At 44.9% G+C, this 21,844-nt stretch carries 18 protein-coding genes; 11 read left to right on the forward strand and 7 right to left on the reverse strand.

The window, feature by feature from the left end:
• Nucleotides 1-182: 182 nt before the first annotated feature.
• Together tsaD and ACED25_RS13665 are read left to right on the forward strand one after the other, a co-directional pair.
• Complete coding sequence (gene tsaD / locus ACED25_RS13660; RefSeq protein WP_009847795.1) at nucleotides 183-1,199, forward strand: tRNA (adenosine(37)-N6)-threonylcarbamoyltransferase complex transferase subunit TsaD; 1,017 nt, start codon at nucleotides 183-185, stop codon at nucleotides 1,197-1,199.
• Nucleotides 1,200-1,323: 124 nt separating this feature from the next.
• Nucleotides 1,324-2,139 carry an alpha/beta fold hydrolase gene (locus ACED25_RS13665; protein WP_371695459.1) on the forward strand — a complete coding sequence of 272 codons (816 nt, stop codon included), beginning with the start codon at nucleotides 1,324-1,326 and terminating at the stop codon, nucleotides 2,137-2,139.
• 93 nt (nucleotides 2,140-2,232) lie between these two features.
• Here ACED25_RS13665 and plsY read toward each other — a convergent pair whose 3' ends face one another.
• Nucleotides 2,233-2,829, reverse strand: a complete 597-nt coding sequence (gene plsY, locus ACED25_RS13670; RefSeq protein ID WP_009847793.1) for a glycerol-3-phosphate 1-O-acyltransferase PlsY — start codon at nucleotides 2,827-2,829, stop codon at nucleotides 2,233-2,235.
• Nucleotides 2,830-2,967: 138 nt separating this feature from the next.
• Between plsY and folB the strand changes: the two genes are divergently transcribed.
• The 3 genes from folB to ACED25_RS13685 are packed head-to-tail and all read left to right on the forward strand — an operon-like array spanning nucleotide 2,968 to nucleotide 4,625.
• A complete protein-coding gene (gene folB, locus ACED25_RS13675; protein WP_004735969.1) occupies nucleotides 2,968-3,327 on the forward strand; it encodes a dihydroneopterin aldolase in 360 nt (119 codons plus the stop codon).
• Complete coding sequence (gene folK, locus ACED25_RS13680; RefSeq protein ID WP_012603184.1) at nucleotides 3,324-3,806, forward strand: 2-amino-4-hydroxy-6-hydroxymethyldihydropteridine diphosphokinase; 483 nt, start codon at nucleotides 3,324-3,326, stop codon at nucleotides 3,804-3,806. Before folB ends, folK begins: the two co-directional genes overlap by 4 nt.
• A 15-nt stretch (nucleotides 3,807-3,821) precedes the next feature.
• Complete coding sequence (locus ACED25_RS13685) at nucleotides 3,822-4,625, forward strand: undecaprenyl-diphosphate phosphatase (protein WP_004735967.1); 804 nt, start codon at nucleotides 3,822-3,824, stop codon at nucleotides 4,623-4,625.
• Between the two features lie 88 nt (nucleotides 4,626-4,713).
• Here ACED25_RS13685 and ACED25_RS13690 read toward each other — a convergent pair whose 3' ends face one another.
• Nucleotides 4,714-6,030 (reverse strand): multifunctional CCA addition/repair protein, encoded by a 1,317-nt coding sequence (locus ACED25_RS13690; RefSeq protein WP_371695460.1) that lies wholly within the window; start codon nucleotides 6,028-6,030, stop codon nucleotides 4,714-4,716.
• 36 nt (nucleotides 6,031-6,066) lie between these two features.
• On the opposite strand from ACED25_RS13690, the gene ACED25_RS13695 reads away from it, so the two are divergent.
• Nucleotides 6,067-7,755, forward strand: coding sequence for an ExeA family protein (locus ACED25_RS13695; RefSeq protein WP_206208293.1), 1,689 nt, complete (start codon nucleotides 6,067-6,069; stop codon nucleotides 7,753-7,755).
• Entirely contained in the window at nucleotides 7,755-8,696 is a 942-nt protein-coding gene (locus ACED25_RS13700; protein ID WP_122046565.1) for a general secretion pathway protein GspB, read from the forward strand. The genes ACED25_RS13695 and ACED25_RS13700 overlap by 1 nt, the downstream gene beginning before the upstream one ends.
• A gap of 150 nt (nucleotides 8,697-8,846) precedes the next feature.
• On the opposite strand, the gene ACED25_RS13705 is transcribed toward ACED25_RS13700, so the two are convergent.
• The 3 genes from ACED25_RS13705 to ACED25_RS13715 form a co-directional block, all read right to left on the reverse strand.
• Complete coding sequence (locus tag ACED25_RS13705) at nucleotides 8,847-9,458, reverse strand: TIGR04211 family SH3 domain-containing protein (RefSeq protein WP_017098289.1); 612 nt, start codon at nucleotides 9,456-9,458, stop codon at nucleotides 8,847-8,849.
• 205 nt (nucleotides 9,459-9,663) lie between these two features.
• Nucleotides 9,664-10,926 (reverse strand): inorganic phosphate transporter, encoded by a 1,263-nt coding sequence (locus ACED25_RS13710; protein WP_012603189.1) that lies wholly within the window; start codon nucleotides 10,924-10,926, stop codon nucleotides 9,664-9,666.
• Between the two features lie 128 nt (nucleotides 10,927-11,054).
• Nucleotides 11,055-11,735, reverse strand: a complete 681-nt coding sequence (locus ACED25_RS13715; RefSeq protein WP_029223984.1) for a TIGR00153 family protein — start codon at nucleotides 11,733-11,735, stop codon at nucleotides 11,055-11,057.
• Between the two features lie 207 nt (nucleotides 11,736-11,942).
• Here ACED25_RS13715 and ACED25_RS13720 point away from each other — a divergent pair, with 207 nt between their 5' ends.
• Nucleotides 11,943-13,460 (forward strand): inorganic triphosphatase, encoded by a 1,518-nt coding sequence (locus ACED25_RS13720; RefSeq protein WP_009848973.1) that lies wholly within the window; start codon nucleotides 11,943-11,945, stop codon nucleotides 13,458-13,460.
• A gap of 39 nt (nucleotides 13,461-13,499) precedes the next feature.
• On the opposite strand, the gene ACED25_RS13725 is transcribed toward ACED25_RS13720, so the two are convergent.
• Entirely contained in the window at nucleotides 13,500-14,249 is a 750-nt protein-coding gene (locus tag ACED25_RS13725; protein WP_017100419.1) for a potassium channel family protein, read from the reverse strand.
• 97 nt (nucleotides 14,250-14,346) lie between these two features.
• Here ACED25_RS13725 and ACED25_RS13730 point away from each other — a divergent pair, with 97 nt between their 5' ends.
• From ACED25_RS13730 to hldE, 3 genes are all read left to right on the forward strand, one after another.
• Complete coding sequence (locus ACED25_RS13730; RefSeq protein ID WP_012603193.1) at nucleotides 14,347-15,603, forward strand: methyl-accepting chemotaxis protein; 1,257 nt, start codon at nucleotides 14,347-14,349, stop codon at nucleotides 15,601-15,603.
• 254 nt (nucleotides 15,604-15,857) lie between these two features.
• Complete coding sequence (gene glnE, locus ACED25_RS13735) at nucleotides 15,858-18,707, forward strand: bifunctional [glutamate--ammonia ligase]-adenylyl-L-tyrosine phosphorylase/[glutamate--ammonia-ligase] adenylyltransferase (protein WP_371695461.1); 2,850 nt, start codon at nucleotides 15,858-15,860, stop codon at nucleotides 18,705-18,707.
• 176 nt (nucleotides 18,708-18,883) lie between these two features.
• Nucleotides 18,884-20,314 (forward strand): bifunctional D-glycero-beta-D-manno-heptose-7-phosphate kinase/D-glycero-beta-D-manno-heptose 1-phosphate adenylyltransferase HldE, encoded by a 1,431-nt coding sequence (gene hldE, locus ACED25_RS13740; protein ID WP_009848977.1) that lies wholly within the window; start codon nucleotides 18,884-18,886, stop codon nucleotides 20,312-20,314.
• A 167-nt stretch (nucleotides 20,315-20,481) separates the two neighbouring features.
• Here hldE and tolC read toward each other — a convergent pair whose 3' ends face one another.
• Nucleotides 20,482-21,792, reverse strand: a complete 1,311-nt coding sequence (gene tolC, locus ACED25_RS13745; protein ID WP_102257736.1) for an outer membrane channel protein TolC — start codon at nucleotides 21,790-21,792, stop codon at nucleotides 20,482-20,484.
• Nucleotides 21,793-21,844: the final 52 nt, after the last annotated feature.

Consider the following 21,844-nt stretch of genomic DNA (forward strand, 5'->3'; position numbering starts at 1 on the left):
CTCTCTATTCGCGTTTGGTCATTAACCAGCTTGATCAAAAATGGTGCGGAATTTTAATCCGATCACAGTGGCTTTGTAAAGCACTTTGTCGATTATAGTCTGTACAATATTTGTTTGAAGAGCTTAGGCAGGGTAATATTGCGCTAATTTCCCATTTTAGACGAAAGCGTGCCGAGAAAATTATGCGCATTATTGGTATTGAAACCTCTTGTGATGAAACAGGAATCGCAATTTATGATGATGAGCAAGGGCTGCTTTCTCATCAGTTATACAGCCAAGTAAAGCTGCACGCCGATTACGGTGGTGTGGTACCTGAGCTAGCGTCGCGTGACCACGTAAAAAAAACCATTCCACTGATTAAAGCGGCATTGGCAGAAGCGAACCTAACGTCGAAAGATATTGATGGCGTGGCTTACACGGCTGGCCCTGGTTTGGTTGGTGCATTGCTTGTGGGCGCAACGATTGGTCGCAGTATTGCCTATGCGTGGGGCGTGCCTGCTGTGCCAGTGCACCATATGGAAGGTCACCTTCTTGCGCCAATGCTAGAAGATAATCCTCCACCATTCCCATTTGTTGCTCTGCTGGTGTCTGGCGGTCATACCATGATGGTAGAAGTGAAAGGCATTGGTGAATACCGAATTCTTGGTGAATCGATTGATGATGCGGCGGGTGAAGCGTTTGATAAAACCGCGAAGCTAATGGGCTTAGATTACCCAGGTGGTCCACTGCTATCTCGACTCGCAGAAAAAGGCACGCCAGGTCGTTTTAAGTTCCCACGTCCAATGACCGATCGTCCGGGTCTAGATATGAGCTTTTCGGGCTTGAAAACGTTCGCGGCAAATACCATTCGTGCTAATGACAATGATGACCAAACTCGTGCTGACATCGCTTATGCGTTCCAAGAAGCGGTTTGTGCGACCTTGGTAATCAAGTGTAAGCGTGCGTTGGTAGAGACGGGTATGAAACGTATCGTGATTGCTGGCGGTGTGAGTGCCAACAAACAACTACGAGTTGAGCTTGAAGCATTAGCCAAGAAAATCGGTGGAGAGGTGTACTACCCACGCACTGAGTTCTGTACAGATAACGGTGCGATGATCGCTTATGCGGGCATGCAGCGCCTGAAGAATGGTGAAACGGCTGATTTATCTGTCCATGCCACACCGCGTTGGCCAATTGACCAGCTAGAGCCGATTGTTTAATCATAACCAATCGCCAAATAAACCATAGTATTTCGATAAACGGTCGCTGAGTGCGGCCGTTTTTATATCCTAGCTTACCGACTGTATGTCGATAAATAATTGCTGATAGAGATTAGGGAAGAAAATGAACAAGTTCACAGTAGACAATCAATCGATGGCGTACCTAGATGAAGGTCAAGGCCCTGTTGTTGTATTAGGCCACAGCTACCTTTGGGACAGTGCAATGTGGAAGCCGCAGATCGATGCATTACAAACTCAGTATCGCTGTATTGTTCCAGAGCTTTGGTCTCATGGTGAGTCACAAGCTGCACCAGCTTCGATGCGTAACTTGAAAGATTACGCTCAGCACGTTTTGGCTCTGCTTGATTATTTAGAAATCGAAGAATTCTCTGTGGTTGGCTTATCGGTTGGCGGTATGTGGGGAACCGAGTTAGCGGAACTTGCACCTGCACGTATTAAATCTTTAGTTCTAATGGATACCTTTGTTGGTTTAGAACCAGAAGTTGCTCATGCTAAATACTTCAGCATGTTAGACACCATTACTCAAACCAAGATGGTTCCTCAACCGATTGTTGAAGCGGTTGTTCCATTGTTCTTTGCAAATGATGCTCAAACAAACACGCCAACTTTAGTGGAAGGCTTTACTCAGAAATTATCAGCTCTTAAGGGTGAGAACGCTGAAGAAGTGGCTCGAATCGGTCGAATGGTGTTTGGGCGTCGCGATATGATTGAAGCGGTAGAGAACTTTGCACTGCCTGTTTTGATTGCCGTTGGACAAGAAGATAAGCCACGTCCGGCACTAGAGTCATACCTAATGCACGATTGCATTACGGGCAGTGAGTTAGTGGTGATTCCTGGTGCTGGTCACATTAGTTCGCTAGAGCAACCAGAGTTTGTGAACACAATGCTGAAGACGTTTTTAGATAAACATCTGCTGTAAGCAATGAAAGAACGAATGGTATTGACCGAATTAGACTAGCGTCGGTTTAAACGTATCTTAGTTTAAAAAATGGTTCGGCTTAAACATGACAGTTTAAGCCGATTTTTTTTGCCCGAGTTTTGGTTCGCTGCCATCGAGTAGGCGGCGGATATTCTGATGGTGACGTAGGACGATCAAACAACACAACATGGCCACAGGCAGTGTGTATTGAGGTTTGACTAACCAAGCGTAGAAAGGTGCGAGCAACACTGTAACCAGTGCAGCTAAAGAAGAATAACGAAACAAAAATGCCACAACCAACCAGGTCGCCATGATCATGCCCGTTAGATCGAATCCAATTGGGGCGATAGCTCCGAGTGCGGTTGCGACGCCTTTACCACCTTTAAAGTGAAAAAATATTGGATACATATGACCAAGACAGGCTGCGATCGCCACAACACCTAAAATGATTGGATCGATCTTGAGGTAGTAGCCAAGCCAAACAGGAATGGTGCCTTTAAGCATGTCACAAAGCAGAACGGCCGCTGCGGCGCCTTTACCGCCCACGCGAAGCACATTGGTGGCTCCGGGGTTATTGGACCCCACAGTTCTTGGGTCAGGAAGTCTTAAGACTCGGCATATCAAGACCGCACTAGAGATTGAACCTAGTAAATAGGCAGCAATAATCATGATGAGTGCCAATGGGGTCATGTTTTTCCTTAAACAGTTATAAGCCTAACGATGGGAAAATAATGCTCAATCTAAGAGTAATTGATATCATATCTGGAATTACGCAAATAATACGTTTTTTTCCCCGGTATGGGTATCCGACCTCTAAAAGGACAAGTCATGGCACTGGATAAAGTTTTCATTGAACAGCTAGAAGTAATTACAACGATCGGTGTTTACGATTGGGAACAAGAGATTAAACAAAAACTTGTGCTTGATATTGAAATGGCTCATGACAATCGCCCAGCAGGTAAGAGTGATGATGTTGTCGATGCTTTGGATTACTCGACAGTCAGCACTGCCGTACTTGACCACATTGCGAATGGCCGATTCCTATTGGTTGAGCGTGTGGCAGAAGAAGTCGCTGAATTGATTATGACTCAGTTCTCAGTGCCTTGGATTAAAATCCGTTTAGCGAAGCCTGGCGCAGTACCACAAGCAAAAGCCGTGGGTGTGATCATCGAACGAGGCCAAGCATGACAATAGCCTATGTTGGTGTTGGCACGAACATAGACCGCGACAAGCATGCAAGGGTGGCATGGACAGAGCTTCAATCATTAGGGACTAACCTTAAATGCTCTAAGATCTATCACTGTGAGCCTGTGGGGTTTAAAAGCCACTCGTTTTATAACTTTGTGGTTGAGATCGATACATCACTCTCATTGACTGAATTTTCACAGCACCTGCGTGAAATTGAGTTTAAATGGGGTCGCCCTCAAGATGCCCATAAGCTTCAAGATCGAAAGCTCGATCTTGATATTGTGCTGTTTGGAGAGGTGGTATCAGAGAGCGATCCAGAATTACCACGCAGTGATATCTATAAATATCCTTTTGTAACACAACCACTTTATGATCTTTGTCCTGCGAGAGTGATCCCGCAAGATGGAAGAACCGTCAGTGAGATATGGCAGAAGATGCAGCAATTAGATACGCTCTCTGTCGTTGATATAACACTATAATTTTTAAGGTAAGTAATGAGTTATTTTGAAGCGTTTATGTTGGCGTTGGTGCAAGGCTTTACTGAGTTTTTACCTATTTCCAGTTCTGCACACTTAATCCTTCCTTCGGCTGTTTTAGGTTGGGAAGATCAAGGTTTGGCTTTTGATGTGGCGGTCCATGTCGGTACTCTGGCTGCCGTCGTTATCTATTTCCGCAAAGAAGTGGTCTCTCTGTTGAGCGCATTCTTTGGGTCCGTGTTTAAAGGCGATCGCAGTAAAGAAGCAAAGCTCGCGTGGATGATCATTCTCGCGACGATTCCTGCGTGTATCTTTGGTTTGTTGATGAAAGATATTGTTGAGCTTTACTTGCGTAGTGCGTGGGTGATTGCAACGACCACCATTATCTTTGGTCTGTTGCTATGGTGGGTGGATAAGAACTCAAGCCTGCGTGATGACGAATACCAAGCGGGTTGGAAAAAGGCGCTGTTTATTGGTCTTGCTCAAGCAATGGCGATCATCCCGGGCACGTCTCGTTCTGGCGCGACGATTACCGCAGCACTTTACCTTGGTTTCACACGTGAAGCGGCGGCTCGATTCTCTTTCTTGATGTCTATTCCTATCATCACTTTGGCTGGTGGTTACTTAGGTCTGAAGTTAGTGACCAGTGGTGACCCTATTCATGTTGGCACCTTACTAACGGGTATTGTGGTGTCATTCATTAGTGCTTATATCTGTATTCACTTCTTCTTGAAGCTTATCTCACGCATGGGTATGACACCGTTCGTTATCTACCGCTTGATTCTAGGTTTTGGTCTGTTTGCGTTCTTGATGATGCAGTAAAAAGCGCTTATGCAGCACCCTACAAGTTGAAACGAAAAACCCGCTTAATCGCGGTTTTTTTAATGTGTGTTTACTAGTGTAATGAAGATTAACTATTAGAGAGTTCTGATAACGCGCGCTCAATCGCAGCAGCTCTGCGTTTTTCTTGTTCTTCTCTAATATCTTTACCTTGAAAACCATCGGCAATAATCGATTTCACTTCGACTTGAAGCGCTGCTTGGTAAGCCACTTCAAAACGCGCTTTTTGAGGGTAAGGCTGATCTTCTAATCCTTTTCGGCCTGCGTGATCGGCCTGGCAGCAAAGCAGTATATCGTCGAGTCTATCTGGCTTACGCCATACATCGAACTTGTTGAGAACTTTGAGAAAGGTGGTTGGCTTTAACTCTCCAGCACGATGGATATTAGAATGCTGTTCGCACACTAACAACGCGAGGTCTCTGAATTCATTGGGCACTCTGACTCTTTCACACAGTTTCTTAATGATTTTTAAGCCTGTATGGCAATGCATTTTGTGGCTTGGCCACTCGCTTTCTGGCGTGACACCTTTACCTAAGTCATGCACTTGAGCTGCAAAACGTACTGGTAACGATGAACTTAGTAGCGCAGCTTGCTGAGCAACCATCAGAGTGTGAATGCCCGTGTCGATCTCAGGGTGCCATTTTTCAGGTTGAGGCACACCAAACAGAGCGTCAATTTCAGGCAACACAACAGCCAATGCACAGCACTCTTTCAGTACAGAAAGGAACACTTCAGGGTGCGGAGTACTAAGAGATTTATGCCACTCCTGCCAAACTCGTTCGGCAGTGAGGTGTGCCAGTTCACCGGATTGCACTATCTCACTCATCATCACCATGGTTTCAGGTGCAACTGTGAAGTTAAGGTGGTGAAGCTTAGCGGCGAAGCGAGCCACACGCAGCACACGAAGAGGATCTTCAACAAAAGCGTCCGAGACGTGCCTTAGAATACGATCAGAGAGATCTTTTTGGCCATGATAAGGATCGTAAAGCTGGCCTTTATCATCTTGAGCGATGGCGTTGATCGTTAGATCTCGACGCATCAGATCTTCTTCCAAACTCACGTCTGGAGCGAAGTAACACTCGAAGCCTGTGTAACCTGAACCTGATTTTCTCTCAGTACGAGCCAGTGCGTGCTCTTCTTTGGTTTTTGGGTGTAAGAATACAGGGAAATCTTTCCCGACAGCAGTAAAGCCAAGGCTTTCCATCTCTTGAGGGGTACTTCCTACCACGACCCAATCTCTATCATAACTATCAATATTGAGCAGCTTATCGCGTACCGCTCCACCGACTAGATAGCGCTGTAGCCCATTGTCTTTTGGTAGGCTATCGTATATTTGCAACTTATCACCTCGAAATGTTTTATCACTGCTGGACTTTACTGCGAGCAATGGTACTTTCCATTAATCGTAATTATAGGGCAGCACATGTATAAGGAATATTTTGGCTTCGTTGAGATGCCATTTTCGATTGTACCAAATTCTCGCTATTTGTTTTTGAGTCAGCGTCACCAAGAAGCGATGCAGAACCTACAAGCCGGTTTAGGTGAGGGTGGGGGCTTTGCGATGCTTACTGGTGAGGTCGGTACAGGAAAAACAACGGTCGCCAAAGCGATGTTGTCATCACTCGATCATCAGACTCAAGCTGGCCTTATACTCAACCCTACGTTTTCCAATTCAGATTTACTTGAAGCTATCTGCGATGAGTTTGAGGTCGAATACCCTGAACAAGCGTCGTTGAAACAGCTGAGTCAGGCAATTTATCACTTCCTGCTTGATAGCCATGCTGAAGGCATTCAAACCTTATTGGTGATAGATGAGGCCCAACACCTTGCAGCTGATGTGTTGGAGCAGCTACGCCTTCTGACCAATTTAGAAACCGATAGTCGTAAGCTATTAAAGGTGCTGTTGGTTGGCCAACCTGAATTACAGCAACACTTACAAACCACACAGCTACGTCAACTCGCGCAGCGGATTACAGGTCGCTATCACTTACTACCTCTTAATATCGAAGAAACGGGTAAGTACATCGCGTTTCGTTTGGAAACGGCTGGTGGTGAGCAGATGTTGTTTTCGAATCGTTCAATCAAGCTTATCTCCCAATATACCCATGGTATTCCGAGGCTCATTAACTTGGTGTGTGATAAAGCGCTGCAATTGGCTTTCCATGATGGTGATAAATCACCGAGTAATGAAACGGTTAACCGAGCTTGTCAGCAGGTCATGTCCTTTCAGGCCGATGTGTATCACGTCGAGAAAACTCGTGCTACTCATGTAGTTCCAAAATTAATCCAATACGCGGGGATTGCCACATTAAGTGTCGGCCTTGTAATCGCGACCTTTAACTTCGCCCCAACCTATATTAGTTCATGGATGCCTGCGGATACTTCCAGTGAAGTGAAAACGGAAGTAGCGGCGAATACTCAACGCTCATTTGTGGCTGAAGCACCGATATTGGATGATAAATCTATATCGGTTCAAGATCTCAAGGCTTCGAAGTTTGCACTACCACAAGATGTTCAGAATCACTTAAGGCAAGGGAATAATCAAACGCTTGCAATTAGGGACCTATACACGCTTTGGGGGTATGAATCTTCGCTTCGTGATTGGCTATGTTTGAGTGAACAACAAAGTGTATTTGTATGTGAGCAACATCAAGCCAATTTAGAATATTTGATTGAACTTGGAGTTCCCGTGGTTCTTAATCTGGAATTAGGTCAAGAACCTGTGTTTGCTGTACTTTATGGCGCGTCTGAGGAGTCTGTTGAGCTCCTAGTCAACGAAAAGCTATTGGTGATGCCTAAGCGCACCTTAAAGCAAATTTGGCAAGGTGATTATGTCGCGATTTGGAAACAGCCGCTAAGAGAGACCCTGAAAGAGGGCTATCAAGGTGAGGCGGTTGCTTTACTTGATCTATTGCTTTCAGAAGTCTTGGGTGAAGACGTATCGGGCAGTGATGTATTTGACTATGAATTGAAAATGAAAATCGAAGCGTTTCAAACTTGGCAGGGTATGTCTGTTGATGGCATCGCAGGTAAGCGCACCTTAGCAAGGTTGCAGAGATTAGCTCAACTCGACTCGCCTAAGTTGATGTCATTAGAAGGAGGCGAAAGCTAATGTCACGTATTATGCACGAGCTTAAACAGTCTTCTAATAATAAACCTAGCTTTAAAGGTTACCAAAACCATCACGTGCCTAGTTCTGCTAAAGGGATTAGCAACAAACGAGGTTTATCGTTAACAATGGGACTGGTCCTTGTCTTGGTGCCTTCTTTATTGGTGGGCGGCGTTCTGGTTTATCAGTCGTATAATCAACAGCAGCAAGGCTCGGCTAGCCCCGTTGCCTCCGGAGCTCTGCCTGAATCAAAGCTTCAATCAGACTTTGAGCCTCAAATTGCCGGTTCTGGCATTGCCAGTGTGGATGCAGTGTCAGTGGATGCAGACGATGAAGCATTATTCTCTGTTCGCTCGGCACCGGTAAGCCAGCTTTTGAAAGCACTACCGCGTCAAGAGATACATGCAAAGATGGGCACCGACATCGGTAATATCGCTAGTGACTCAAAAGCGATATTGGCAAATGTAGATACTAGTAATCAAGCAGCAACGAATTTAGAGCCATTATCTATTGAACCGTCAGTTCAACCTGGAACGAATAATGATAATGCCACGCTGCAATCGGACCGTGATTTACTGAAAGGGTTAGACCTCACCGAGTTGCCACCCGATTTAGCGTTGAAGCTTGAATCAATGATGGGAGAGCAGTCGGTTTCACCTGAACCGATGGATTCTAGACCTGTGGGGAATATGGATTCTCAGGTCATCGGTTTAGAAACACATGGCAATAGATTGTCTGGTGTATTACCTAAGTTAGACTTACAAACTCACATGTACTCGAGTAGCGAAACTAAGCGTTGGGTAAAAGTGAATGGACATGAAGTTGCTCAAGGGGAATGGATCGAGCGGGGTATTCAGTTGCTTGAGATTAAACCACAATCGGTAATCATTGAATTCAATCAGCAGAAAATAGAAATCCCAGCTTTGTATGAGTGGAAAGGTTAGTACTATCGATATTACTTACTGTGATTGATGTTAGCGCAGTGATAGGTATTAGCGCTGTGACTTGAATGATAAATCCAGACAAATAAAAAGGAGCACCTCGGTGCTCCTTTTTGATATTCGATACTGAACCTACTGTAGCAAATGCGAGGCTTACGCCCAGCCGTTTGGTGACTTTCTACGACGAGGCATGATGTGTGGCAGAACAAGGCCAAGAAGTAGACCAATACCAGCAACACCACCACCGTACATGAAGTACTTCAATAGTAAGTCATCTTTTTGAGTATCTAGCTTAGCGCGTAGTTGACGGTTCTCAGTTTGAGAGCTCGTTAGCTGTTGGCTAATCTCACTGTAGTTCTGCTCTAGTTCAGCAATCTGCTTGTTACGAGAGTCTAGAGAGCTTGCGAGACCTGCTTTTTCGCTATCAGCACTTTGGCGAGCATTTGCCAGCTTGCCTTTTACTTCAGAGAGTTCTTTCTCTAGCTTAGGCATGCGCAGCGCCATACTTTCTTTTGTGCTTACGAACTTACTCTCAACCCAACCTTTACGTCCTCGGCTATCTTGAACCTGAGTGTAACCCGTGCTCTTGTTAGTTTGCAGGTAGGTGATTTTCTCGCCGGCATCAATACTACCTATGATACGGAAAGTATTGTTTGGGCCAGAGTGCATATAAGTAAATAGTTTGTCAGCAATATAACGGTCTTGAGCAAAGGCAGCTGGAGCCGCAAGCATTGCGAACAAAACTAAGCTAATCAGTTTTTTCACAGTAAATCCTTTAACGATTCAAATTGAGTAGGCGTATGAGTCAGCCTCAATGAGCAAATAATATTTAGTTTTTTTATATGGTGCAACAAAGAAGGGAGGCAAAGCCTCCCTTTCTGTGCGTTTGAGTCAATAATGACATGGTATTTACATATCTTTACTGAAGCTCACCGTTTTCTGACGCTAATATTGACTAGCGTCAGGGCTATTACATAGTAAACATAGCCTGAATTGCGTAGAAGAATACAACAGCAAGTAGAGCACCTGCAGGTAACGTCACAATCCAAGAAGCTACGATGTTACGTACAACGCCTAGGTTTAGAGCTGCGATACCACGAGCAAAGCCTACACCTAATACCGCACCAACCAATGTTTGCGTGGTTGAAATTGGAAGGCCAGTACCAGAAGCAAGTACAACCGTACACGCGGTCGCTAGTTGAGCTGCAAAGCCACGGCTAGGAGTTAGTTCTGTAATACCAGTACCAACGGTTGCCATTACTTTATGACCCATTGTTGCAAGACCAACAACGATACCAATACCACCTAGTGGAAGAATCCACCATGCGATAGTGCTCTTACCTGAGATTTCACCCATGTGCTCAACTGTTGAAACAACCGCTGATAGTGGACCAATCGCGTTCGCAACGTCGTTTGAACCGTGTGCGAATGCCATTGCACAAGCTGTGATAACCATTAGTACGCTGAAGATACCTTCTACGCCAGTAAAACCGTGGTCTTCTTCGCGGTTAGCAAACTTCTTCTGAATGTATAAGTAACCGCCAATCATGACGACAGCAGAAACACCTGCAGCCCATAACCATGCTTCAGTACCGGTTAGATGAAGGCCTACGTGCTTAAGACCTTTCTTGATCGTTACAAGTGCAATGACCATTGTAGTAATGAACATGTATACCGGTACAAAACGCTTCGCATTGAATAGCGGGTTTTCTGTATCGAATATCAGTCGCTGGGCACTGACAAATATGAGATAGGCGAAGATACCGGAAATCAATGGTGTGACAATCCAACTTCCCACAATGCCTTGAACACTGTTCCAATCTACAGCTTCAGTACCCACAGACACACAAGCAAAACCGATGATTGCACCGATGATTGAGTGAGTCGTTGATACTGGCCAGCCCATGTATGAAGCTAGAAGTAGCCATGTACCAGCAGCGAGTAGTGCAGACATCATACCGTACACAAGTACGTCAGGTTGATCTGCAAACAGAGATGTTTCGATAACACCTTTACGGATCGTGTCTGTTACTTCGCCGCCCGCAAGGTAAGCACCTGCGAATTCAAAGATCATTGCGATAATGATCGCTTGTTTAACGGTTAGAGCTTTAGAGCCTACTGAAGTGCCCATTGCGTTCGCAACGTCATTTGCACCAATACCAATAGCCATCAAGAAACCGAAAGCTGCTGCAACAATAATCAGGACAGTGCCGTAGTTAGCAAGGATATCCATCGTAATACCTAGTTGTTTGATAACAAGCGGAACAAATTTAGACGCAAAAAACCGCTCAGCGAGAGAAATACTCAGCGCATAAGTGGTTTGTTCAAAAAATGCTCTTCGTTATATAGTTAACGTATGATTTAAGATCGAGAAAGCATTACTTCAAGACGAGCGCCTACACGCTGTGCTTGATCTGCAATACCACCAACCCATTCAAGAATTTTGTATAAGAACATGATATCAACTGGATTCAGACCATCTTCAATCGCCATTAGTTGTTGGCGTAGTTCGATCTGCATCGCGTCCGTGTCATCTTCAATTACATCTAATTGATGAATCATTTCAGCAACGAGTGTTACTTCACGGCCTTTAAAGCCCGTTTCAAGTAATTCGTCTAGTTCATTGATTACGTTTTGTGCTTGGTTCGCTGCATCTAGACAACGTTTAACGTAAGCGATGAAGTTTTCTTGCATAGGAGCAGGAATGACAAGTTGACGACCATATACACGGCCAGCAATGTCTTTCGCTAGGTTTGCTAGTTTGTCTTGTTGAGTTAATAGCTCCAACATATCGGTGCGATCAACTGGCATAAACAAACCGCGAGGAAGTTTAAGGCGAATTTCACGTTTTAGTACGTCAGCTTCTTTCTCAAGGTGAGAAATCTGAGCTCGAATTTCTGATGCTTTCTCCCAGTCACCTTTTGAAGAAACTTCAAAGAAATTAACTAGGTGAGAACAACATTCGTTCACGCATACTACGTGACGCTGCAAAGGTTTAATTGGGGACTTTGCAAATAACCCCATAATTGTATTTACTGGCATGGTCATCCAACCTAATAAATAATAACCTTAAAACAACATACACCATATTCATGGTGAAATGTTAAGCGATGGCTACAAAGTCGCGCATGTTAACCTAATCAATGTCTCATTAAAACTGTTTTAGATCATCATAAGGGCGATATTTCTGACTTGCTGAGTTTTCAAATTGGCAATATCCTGTCCCTATCTTCACAGAAAGGTATAACTATGGAAACCGAGATAGAACTGAAGTTTTTTGTTTCTCCTGATTTTTCAGAGACTTTACGCAATAAAATTGCTGAAACTAAAGTACTTCAGCACAGTTGTCGTGAGCTAGGTAACATCTACTTTGACACCCCCGATAACTGGTTACGTAAGCACGATACTGGCTTGCGCATTCGACGCTTTGATGACGTATTTGTACAAACCGTAAAGACGGCTGGTCGTGTGGTTGCAGGCCTGCATCAAAGGCCTGAATACAATGCAGAACATGACAGCAATGAACCTAAGCTAGCCCTACATCCAGAGGACATCTGGCCAGCGGGCAAAGACATCGAAACGCTGGAAGCTGAGTTGACTCCTCTATTTTCTACCAACTTCACACGTGAGCAGTGGTTGATTGGTATGCCTGATGGCAGTCAAGTCGAGGTCGCATTCGATCAAGGTTTTGTTGAATCAGGCGAACTGCAAGAACCGATTTGTGAAGTCGAATTGGAACTTAAGTCCGGTCAAACAGATGCTCTGTTTACACTGTCTCGTCAATTCTGTGAACAAGGTGGCATGCGTTTAGGTAATCTAAGCAAAGCCGCTAAGGGTTACCGCCTTGCTCAAGGTTATCAAGGAGATGAAGTCACTCCTTTGACCTTAGTTGATACTGCTAAAAGTGATACTGTTGAATCGTGTTTCATTCAATCTTTAGAGCATGCTCTCGCTCATTGGCATTATCACGAGCAGATCTTCACCGAGCGCCAATCCATTGAAGCGTTACATGAGATCAGTCACTCGCTGAGTTTTATTCGTCAAACCTTCACCATCTATGGTGGCATTGTCCCAAGACGCGCGAGTGCTATTTTACGCCAAGAGCTTAAGTGGCTTGAGCAAGAACTCGACTGGCTAAAAAGCTATGACCACTTCGAAGATTTGCTCGAAGATAAAGGCCACGTACTGCGTAAATTGGATGCGCGTAAGTTTTTGGTCGCTGAACTTAAAGAGATGCAAGAGCAACTTCCCGATCGCGAAGAACTGCTTACCCTGTTGAGCTCTGCTCGTTACACTGGTTTGTTGCTAGATCTGAGTCGCTGGATCTTGTCTCGTGGCTGGCAACCATTCTTAGACGAAAAAGCACGTGAACAAATGGCACGTGGTATCGAATGGTTTTCGGTTAAGCAACTCGATCGCACATGGGCCGACTTGATGGAAGCTTTCCCGCCAGAGCGAGTGATGACTAGCCAAGCGTATATTGAACAGCAATATCGTTTGATGAGAAACCTATATTCTGGTGTTGGTTTCGCGAGTTTGTATGATGACGATGAACGAAACAGTTTCCGCTTGCCATGGGCCGATATGGTGCAAGGTATTGACGATTTGCTGGCACTTAAAACATTAGAGCCTTTGACTGAGAAGTTAGAAGGCGATGAGAAGGTTCAGCTAGAGCGTTGGTTAGCTCGTCAAGAGGTGTCTATTCTGCATGCGATGGAACAGACACGCCAAATAAGTGTAGAAGTTGAGCCGTATTGGCAAGACTGAGTTTCATAACAACATGAAATTGAAAATAGGGCTTCGGCCCTATTTTTTTGTTTGTTGTTCCAGCTTTTCTAGTCGTTCGAGAATTTTCTGTTGTTGCTCAATGATCTTCTCAAGGTGCTTCTCTTTGTTTTCAGCTCGTTGATTGTCATGGCGAGTTGGAGAGGTGATCAAAGAAGTAATCAACCCTGAAATCATACCAAAAACACCCACACCACAAATGATCACCAGAGAAGCGACTAACTTGCCTGAGCTCGTCACTGGATAATGATCGCCGTACCCCACGGTACTAATCGTTACGAAAGCCCACCATAAAGCATCTTGGCCAGTGGTAATGTTGGCATTGGGATCCTTGTGCTCTAGCAGCAGTATTGTTCCTGCACCTATGGTCAGGAGAATAACCAATAGCAAAATAATTGAGGCGAGTGTCGTTTCTTTTCGATTGCTAAACAGCTCCCTGAAAACACGTTTTCCTGACCGAAGAACGAGAATCACGCGCAAGATCTGAAAAATGCGAGCGAATCGAAGTGGCTCGACCATAGGGATGCTTGCCAAGAAATCGATCCAGTGTACTTTTAGATATTCTTTCTTATTTTGTGATCTGAATAGATCAATAGTGAGCTGAAAAAGAAAAACGCTACAGATTATAAAGTCCAGGCCGATAAGAACTTGTTTCGATTCTTTATCAATCGGTGCAAACAATAAGCCTGAGATCACAAATAACGCTAAGAAAGAGAGAATCAGTGATAATAAGCTCATCGGCTTAGTGGTGTCTTTGATACTATTTAACATTCATACGAGGCTCAAAATAAATCGCGAACTTTGACTGACATAGCCATCTCGCGGATATAGAAGCCATCAATATATAAGAGTTAATGGAGAACTGACAATGACTAAACTGTCATTCAAGCCGTGGGAAAGGATTATCTCGGACATCCGTCTCGTTCCAAAAATGATCATGCTGATGGTTTTCAGCACTATCTTGATTATTTCGAAGCAGCTATGGGACGCAAGTGCGTTTTACGATTCATTACTTGCAGTCACTAACAATGCACAAGTTGCACAGCAGCATTACGAGACTTACCTAGTTCAAGTGGCTTGGCAAACAGCCTTGATGATCATTGTGTTTGTGGTTCTTCTATTGGCTGCAGCGCGCGTTATGCTTCGCCAAACTCAATACCTCAATGACGCCATTAAAACGATGGCCGATAAGAACCTATCAGTGCCTATTCATATGGATTGTAAAGATGAATACGGTGATGTGGCACGAGAGCTTGAAAAAACTCGAGTCCAGTTGAATGACATGATCAAAACTCAGGTGGCCTCTTCTGATGAGTTGTTTGCCCTGACGGAAGTGATGACCATCAGCATGTCCGAAACCAAAGATTCAGCTCAGGAAGAATTTAACGAAATCGACCAACTAGCGACAGCAATGAGCGAGATGACGTCTACTGTGCAAACCGTGGCTGAGCACGCGCAAAGTGCTTCTTCTCTTACTGAGCAAGCATCAGGTCAAGCACTAACAGGTCAGAAGTTCGTTCAAGGTTCTGTTTCTAAGATGAGTGAGCTTTCTTCGGACATCGCAGCCTCTGCAGCAGCGGTAAACCAAGTAGAAGAGCGCGTAGACTCGATTGGCAGTGTGGTTGGTACTATCCAAGGCATTTCAGAGCAAACCAACCTATTGGCTTTGAACGCAGCGATTGAAGCCGCGCGTGCAGGTGAAGCGGGACGTGGTTTTGCGGTTGTTGCCGATGAGGTTCGTAACCTTGCGCAACGTACTCAGCAAGCGACAGTAGAAATTCAAGATATGATTAGCCATCTACAAAGCAGTGCTAACTCGGCAGTAGAGCTGATGGAAAAGAGTGTTGTTGAAGCCGCTGAAGGCGTAGACCTAGTGACTAACGCTGGTTCTGAGCTTGATGGCATCGTAAGTCAGGTAAACCAGATTAATGATATGAACTTCCAGATCGCGACTGCTGCGGGCCAACAAACTAGTGTCGCGGAAGAGATGAGTGTCAACCTGACCAATGTTCGTGAGCTTGTTGAAGCCTCCGTAGTGGTGGTGGGTGAGCTTCTCGAGACTTCTGAGATCATGGAAAGCAACGCACAAGAGCTAGACGGTAAGATTAAGCAGTTTAAGGTTTAATCCCCAGTTCTCGGTCTTGAGCTCTAGTTCGTAAGATCTAAAGGTCTATTCCTAGAGGTTTGGCCACGGAAACTTGTTATTAGAGATAAAGGCTTTACTTGATAAGTTCACTGATAAAACGCCCACATTGCTAATGTGGGCGTTTTTTATTGGCAGAACTTTGGTATAACTAATCATTAGTTTTTAGAACTCGTTATTGAAGAATTGAACCGACAAGCCAATTGTTCGGTGCGCAGCTTACACAAGGAAGAAACATGCTATTGCCTTCTCTACTCGTCACTCATTCCCAGTCTGCTTTTGAGCAATTATTAGAGCATCAAAGTGACGCCATTAACACTTGGCCTGAGTCATTGATTGCCGAGCTCAAGCGTGTATTAGGCTTGAGCTGTTTTGTGGGTGATTGTTTACAGCGTGACTCGATTTTATCCAGCACCTTGCCAGAAATGCTGAGATGTGAAGAGCGCGCGGAAGGGTATCGTAAGCGTTTGGCCGAGTTACTTTCTGGTTGTGTTGATGAAATGAGCGGTCAACGTGTACTGCGTCAATTCCGTAATCGAGAGATGACCTACATTGCTTGGCGTGACTTTATGGGCTCATGGGATCTAGAACAGAGCTTAAATCATTTGTCGATGCTAGCAGAGGCGATGATCTTCGAGACCTATCAATGGCAGTACGATATTTGTTGTAAAGAGTGGGGCACACCTTGTAACGAGCAAGGTGAAGCGCAGCCTATGTTGATCATAGGTATGGGCAAGTTAGGTGGCGGTGAGCTGAATTTCTCTTCCGATATCGATCTAATTTTTACTTACCCTGAGAATGGTGAAACCCAAGGAGCAAGAAGAAGTATCGCCAACGCGCAGTTCTTCACGCGTTTGGGGCAACGTATTATCAAGGCGCTTGATCAGCAAACCTTTGACGGATTCTGTTATCGAGTCGACATGCGCTTGCGTCCATTCGGGGAGAGCGGCCCTTTGGTCATGAGCTATGCTGCTCTTGAAGACTATTACCAAGAACAAGGCCGTGACTGGGAACGCTACGCAATGGTTAAGGCGCGTGTGATGGGCAGCGAAATGTACCCTGAATACCAAGAGCTCCGCCAGATGCTGCGTCCGTTTGTTTTTCGTCGTTATATTGATTTCAGTGCCATTCAATCTTTGCGTCGAATGAAGTCGATGATCAGTAGCGAAGTGCGACGTCGCGGCTTATCAAACAACATTAAGCTTGGCTCTGGTGGTATTCGTGAAGTCGAGTTTATTGCTCAAGTCTTTCAACTGATTCGTGGTGGACGTGAACCGAGCCTTCGTGGTCGAGGTTTGTTGGAGACGTTAAGTGCGATTGAATCTCTTCATTTATTAGAAGCAGAAGAGGTCGGTCACTTACGTGAGGCATACCTGTTTTTACGCCGCCTTGAGAACCTATTACAAGCGATGGCCGACAAGCAAACTCAAACATTACCTGATGGCGATTTCGAACAGTTGCAACTTGCTGTCGCCATGCAGTTTGCAGATTGGGACGGTTTGATTGATGCGACCCGTGCTCATATGGCGAATGTTCACACAGTATTCGAAGACCTAATTGGGGTTGATGAAGATGATGCTAACCCAATCGCGAGTCACTTTAGTGAGTTGTGGGATATGGCTCATAAGCAAGATGTGATTGAGCAGGTTCTAGAGCATGACATCGCGATTGCTAACCCGCAGCAAGCGGCGAAAACCATTATCCAATTCAAAGCTGATTTGGCTAAGAAAACCCTTGGCCCTCGTGGACGTGAGGTACTCAATCGATTAATGCCCAAAGTGTTTCAAGCGCTCTACACCGCCAAGGATGCTGAATTTGGTTTGTCTCGAGTACTGCACCTGCTGCAAAAAATTGTTACGCGTACCACGTATCTTGAGCTGTTGGATGAGCACCCCGCGGCCCTCACTCAACTCGTTCGCTTATGTACAGCGAGCCCGATGATCTCGGAGCAGCTTGGTCGTTATCCTATTCTTTTAGATGAACTTATTGATCCGCAGCAACTCTATAATCCAGTGCCATTAGAGTCCTACAAAACAGAGTTACGTGATTATCTAGCCCGTATTCCTGAAGATGACATGGAGCAACAGATGGAGGGTCTGCGTCAGTTTAAGCAGACTTGTATCTTGAGAATTGCAGCCGCTGATATTGCGGGCGTTTTACCTGTTATGAAGGTAAGCGACCATCTAACCTATTTAGCAGAAGCGATTGTTGAGGCGGGTATTAATCAAGCATGGCTGCAAGTGTCGGCTAAGTTCGGTGAGCCCACTCATGTGAAAGATCGAGAAGGGCGCGGTTTTGCCGTGGTTGGTTATGGCAAAGTTGGTGGCTGGGAGCTGGGTTACAACTCCGATCTTGATATTGTGTTCATGCACGATTGCCCAGTACACATCTATACTGATGGTAAGAAAGAGATTGATGGACGCCAGTTTTATCTAAGGTTGGCACAGCGCATTATTCATATTTTCTCGACCAGAACTGCTTCTGGTATTTTGTACGAGGTCGACACTCGCTTGCGCCCTTCAGGTGTCTCTGGTCTATTAGTGAGTCCAACCGATGCCTTTGATGAGTATCAGCATAATGACGCGTGGACTTGGGAGCACCAAGCTTTGACTCGCGCTCGTATGATTTATGGTGATGACTTATTGGCTTCGGCATTTAACAAGACTCGCCATGAGATTTTGTGTTTGACTCGAGATGAAGCTGTACTTAAAAAATCCGTTGTCGATATGCGTGAAAAAATGCGCGGGCACCTCGGTGGAAAAAAAGCCGATCGATTCATGCTGAAACAAGATACGGGTGGTATCACCGATATTGAGTTTTTGGCGCAATATTTAGTACTTCGATACAGTAATGAAAAACCTAAGTTGACTCGTTGGTGTGACAATGTACGAATCTTTGAAAGTCTGTTGTCACAAGGGATTATGGACGAACAGCAAGGCATGGCATTAACTAATGCCTATACAACATTAAGAGATGAAATCCATCACCGCAATCTACTCAACCTTGATGCGGACGTGGCGATTGATAAATTTAAAATGGAAAGGGAACATGTTGTTCAGGCATGGAAGCAATGGATGGAAGCGTAACGGAACTATTTCTTAACGGTTACGTCATTATCATTTAGTGATCGCTTATCGACTTCTTAGCTGCTTATTAGCTACTAGAGTATCTATCGAGTTAGGCTTTCACTCATTTTTCTATGGTTTAGCCACTGTAATCAGTGTGCTAGACTCTAGCCAGATTCGATTTTTGGAGATCCACAATGAAACCAATTCTACCTGACTACAGCCAATCAGGCGTTCTTGTTGTCGGTGATGTAATGCTTGACCGTTACTGGTATGGCCCTACTGGCCGTATTTCACCAGAAGCACCTGTGCCCGTTGTTAAAGTAGAAAATAACGAAGAGCGCCCTGGTGGTGCTGCCAACGTAGCAATGAATATTGCCTCTCTTGGTGGTCATGCTCATATCGTTGGTTTGACTGGAAAAGATGAGCCAGCTGAGGTGTTGAAAAATACTTTGGGTGCATTAAAGGTTAAGTGTGATTTTGTTGAGTTGGACGATTACCCGACCATCACAAAATTGCGTGTCATGAGCCGTGGACAGCAGTTGATCCGTCTTGATTTTGAAGACAAATTTGAGAACACGGATCCTGAACTTGTTTTATCTCGCATGGAGCAAGCTCTTCCTAATGTACGCTCGGTAATCTTATCTGATTATGCGAAAGGTGCTTTGGAGCATGTGCAGAGCTTTATTCAAAAAGCGCGCGCAGCGAACGTTCCGGTGTTTATCGATCCTAAAGGTGCAGATTTTGAACGCTACCGTGGTGCGACATTACTTACGCCAAACATGGCGGAATTTGAGCTGGTTGCCGGTAAGGTTAAGTCTGAAGATGAAATGATCGAAAAAGGGCTCGCGTTAATCGAAGAGTTTGATTTTGAAGCCTTGTTAGTGACTCGCAGTGAGCATGGCATGACATTGCTCCGCAAAGGCGTAGAACCATTCCACTTACCGACCCAAGCGAAAGAAGTGTATGACGTTACTGGTGCTGGTGATACGGTTATTTCAGTATTAGCAGCTTCAGTTGCTGCAGGTAAGCCACTTGATGAAGCGTGTGCATTAGCAAACGCTGCAGCTGGCGTGGTAGTCGGCAAGCTAGGTACATCGACGTTGTCTACGATTGAGTTAGCGGAAGCGATTCATGGTAGCCAAGATACTGACTACGGTGTGATCTCTGAAGCTGCCCTAGTTGAAGCGGTGAAACGTGCTCGTGCGAAAGGCGAGAAAGTCGTTATGACTAATGGCTGCTTTGATATTCTGCATGCGGGACATGTCTCTTACATGAACCATGCTGCTGAGTTGGGTGATCGTTTGATCGTTGCTGTGAATACGGATGAATCAGTGAAACGCTTAAAAGGTCCAGGTCGTCCTGTGAACCCAACTGATCGTCGTATGGCGGTACTGGCTGGTTTAGGTGCGGTTGATTGGGTTGTTCCGTTTTCTGAAGATACACCGCAACGTTTGATCTCTGAAGTTCTTCCAAGCATTCTTGTGAAAGGTGGTGATTACAAACCTGAAGAGATTGCTGGTGGTGCGGAAGTGATTGCGGCTGGCGGTGAAGTTAAAGTACTTAACTTTGAAGATGGTTGCTCTACGACTGAAATCATTAAAGCGATTAAAGGTGGTCGAGGCTAACTCTTAGTCTTCTAGCTTTCTCGTCTCAAGGCTTAACCTTTGGGTTAAGCTGAGAATTAGCTTTCAATAGATAATAAAAATGCCGCTCATTGAGCGGCATTTTTGTAACGGTAATCTAGTCACTTTATTAAATACTCTGGTTAGAGTATTTAACTAGGATTTAAGCATTACTTACTTGCGACTTTTAGACCTGCGTTTACATCAACAATGTCTTGTTCGCTTAGCGTACCAACAGCTTGACGAAGCTGAAGTACACTTAGGATGTAGTTGTAACGAGCATCTGAAAGGTTCTTGTTGGCATCGTATAGACGACGAGTTGAATCTAGTACGTCAACGATAGTACGAGTACCTACATCAAAACCTGCTTCTGTAGCTTCTAGAGCCGACTGAGCAGAAACAACAGACTGTTCGTAAGCGCGTAGCGCACCAATTGAAGCACTGATGTTGTTGTTGAAGGCACGAACGTCTTTCACAACGCTACGGTAAGTCGCCTCTAGGTCTTCACTTGCTGCAACGTAGTTGTATTCAGCCTGTTTAGTCAAAGAAGTTGTACTACCACCTGTGTATAGAGGCACAACTAAATTTAAGCCGACGTTTAGGTTATCTTGGTCGTAATCACTAGGGCTGCTTGATTGATCGGCAAGAGAGTAGCTACCGTCCAACGTTAGGCTAGGTAGATGACCTGAGCTTGCTAGCGTGATGTTATCTTTAGCGATGTCTTGATCAATACGTGATGCCAATAGCTTCAGGTTTTTCTCTTGAGCTTGCTCAACCAGTGCAACAGCAGATTCAGAAGACTTGCTTGCTGAGAAGCGGTCTGTATCTAAGATGTTTAGGTTAGAGTGCTCTTGACCTGTGATTTCACGTAGACCTTCGTAGTTATTAATCAGAGTGTTCTCTGCTAAAACTTCGTCTGCCAATACGCCATCGTACTGAGCTTGCGCATCATGCACATCGGTGATTGCTGAAAGGCCAACTTCAAAGCGCTGCTTAGTTTGTTCCAGTTGACGAGCAACTGCGGCTTTTTCAGCACGAACAAACTCTAGGCTATCTTGAGCACGAAGTACTTCGAAGTAAGCGGTAGCAACACGAAGGATCAGATCTTGTTGCTCTGCTGCATAAGCAGAATCAGCTTGGCGAGCTGTTTTCTCTGCTGTATCTAGCGTGATCCAAGAAGAGCGTTTGTACAGCTCTTGAGAAAAGTAAATTCCAGCTCCCCATTGATTGCTGTCATTATTTACATCACTTCGCTCACCACGGTTGATGTCGTAGTTAGCTCTCAAGTCAATTTGTGGTAGCAAGTCACTACGGTTTGACGTTACTGCTTCAAAAGCGGCATCGCGCTTCGCTGCTGAACGAAGAAGTTGAGGATCGTTCTGTTTTGCTTGGTCGTAAACCTCAGCTAGCGTATCAGCGAAAGCTGACGAACTCAGGCTGCCAATTGCTGCACTGATAAATAGTGGAAGCAGTTTTTTCATTTTCCTATTCCTGCCTTTAATGGAATTTTCTTTAAAAGAGTTTAACCCAGTT

It is taken from the genome of Vibrio sp. 1F263 (assembly GCF_041439035.1).
Lineage (GTDB): Bacteria > Pseudomonadota > Gammaproteobacteria > Enterobacterales > Vibrionaceae > Vibrio > Vibrio tasmaniensis_A.

What these genes read in the sequence shown, in the direction of transcription:
- folB (WP_004735969.1), top strand. Translation starts at nt 2,968, where the DNA reads ATGGCACTGGATAAAGTTTTCATTGAACAGCTAGAAGTAATTACAACG.
- ACED25_RS13665 (WP_371695459.1), top strand. Translation starts at nt 1,324, where the DNA reads ATGAACAAGTTCACAGTAGACAATCAATCGATGGCGTACCTAGATGAA.
- ACED25_RS13730 (WP_012603193.1), top strand. Translation starts at nt 14,347, where the DNA reads ATGACTAAACTGTCATTCAAGCCGTGGGAAAGGATTATCTCGGACATC.
- ACED25_RS13695 (WP_206208293.1), top strand. Translation starts at nt 6,067, where the DNA reads ATGTATAAGGAATATTTTGGCTTCGTTGAGATGCCATTTTCGATTGTA.
- ACED25_RS13715 (WP_029223984.1), bottom strand. Translation starts at nt 11,735, where the DNA reads ATGCCAGTAAATACAATTATGGGGTTATTTGCAAAGTCCCCAATTAAA.
- ACED25_RS13700 (WP_122046565.1), top strand. Translation starts at nt 7,755, where the DNA reads ATGTCACGTATTATGCACGAGCTTAAACAGTCTTCTAATAATAAACCT.
- hldE (WP_009848977.1), top strand. Translation starts at nt 18,884, where the DNA reads ATGAAACCAATTCTACCTGACTACAGCCAATCAGGCGTTCTTGTTGTC.
- tolC (WP_102257736.1), bottom strand. Translation starts at nt 21,792, where the DNA reads ATGAAAAAACTGCTTCCACTATTTATCAGTGCAGCAATTGGCAGCCTG.
- ACED25_RS13725 (WP_017100419.1), bottom strand. Translation starts at nt 14,249, where the DNA reads ATGTTAAATAGTATCAAAGACACCACTAAGCCGATGAGCTTATTATCA.
- ACED25_RS13710 (WP_012603189.1), bottom strand. Translation starts at nt 10,926, where the DNA reads ATGGATATCCTTGCTAACTACGGCACTGTCCTGATTATTGTTGCAGCA.
- ACED25_RS13685 (WP_004735967.1), top strand. Translation starts at nt 3,822, where the DNA reads ATGAGTTATTTTGAAGCGTTTATGTTGGCGTTGGTGCAAGGCTTTACT.
- plsY (WP_009847793.1), bottom strand. Translation starts at nt 2,829, where the DNA reads ATGACCCCATTGGCACTCATCATGATTATTGCTGCCTATTTACTAGGT.
- folK (WP_012603184.1), top strand. Translation starts at nt 3,324, where the DNA reads ATGACAATAGCCTATGTTGGTGTTGGCACGAACATAGACCGCGACAAG.
- tsaD (WP_009847795.1), top strand. Translation starts at nt 183, where the DNA reads ATGCGCATTATTGGTATTGAAACCTCTTGTGATGAAACAGGAATCGCA.
- ACED25_RS13720 (WP_009848973.1), top strand. Translation starts at nt 11,943, where the DNA reads ATGGAAACCGAGATAGAACTGAAGTTTTTTGTTTCTCCTGATTTTTCA.
- glnE (WP_371695461.1), top strand. Translation starts at nt 15,858, where the DNA reads ATGCTATTGCCTTCTCTACTCGTCACTCATTCCCAGTCTGCTTTTGAG.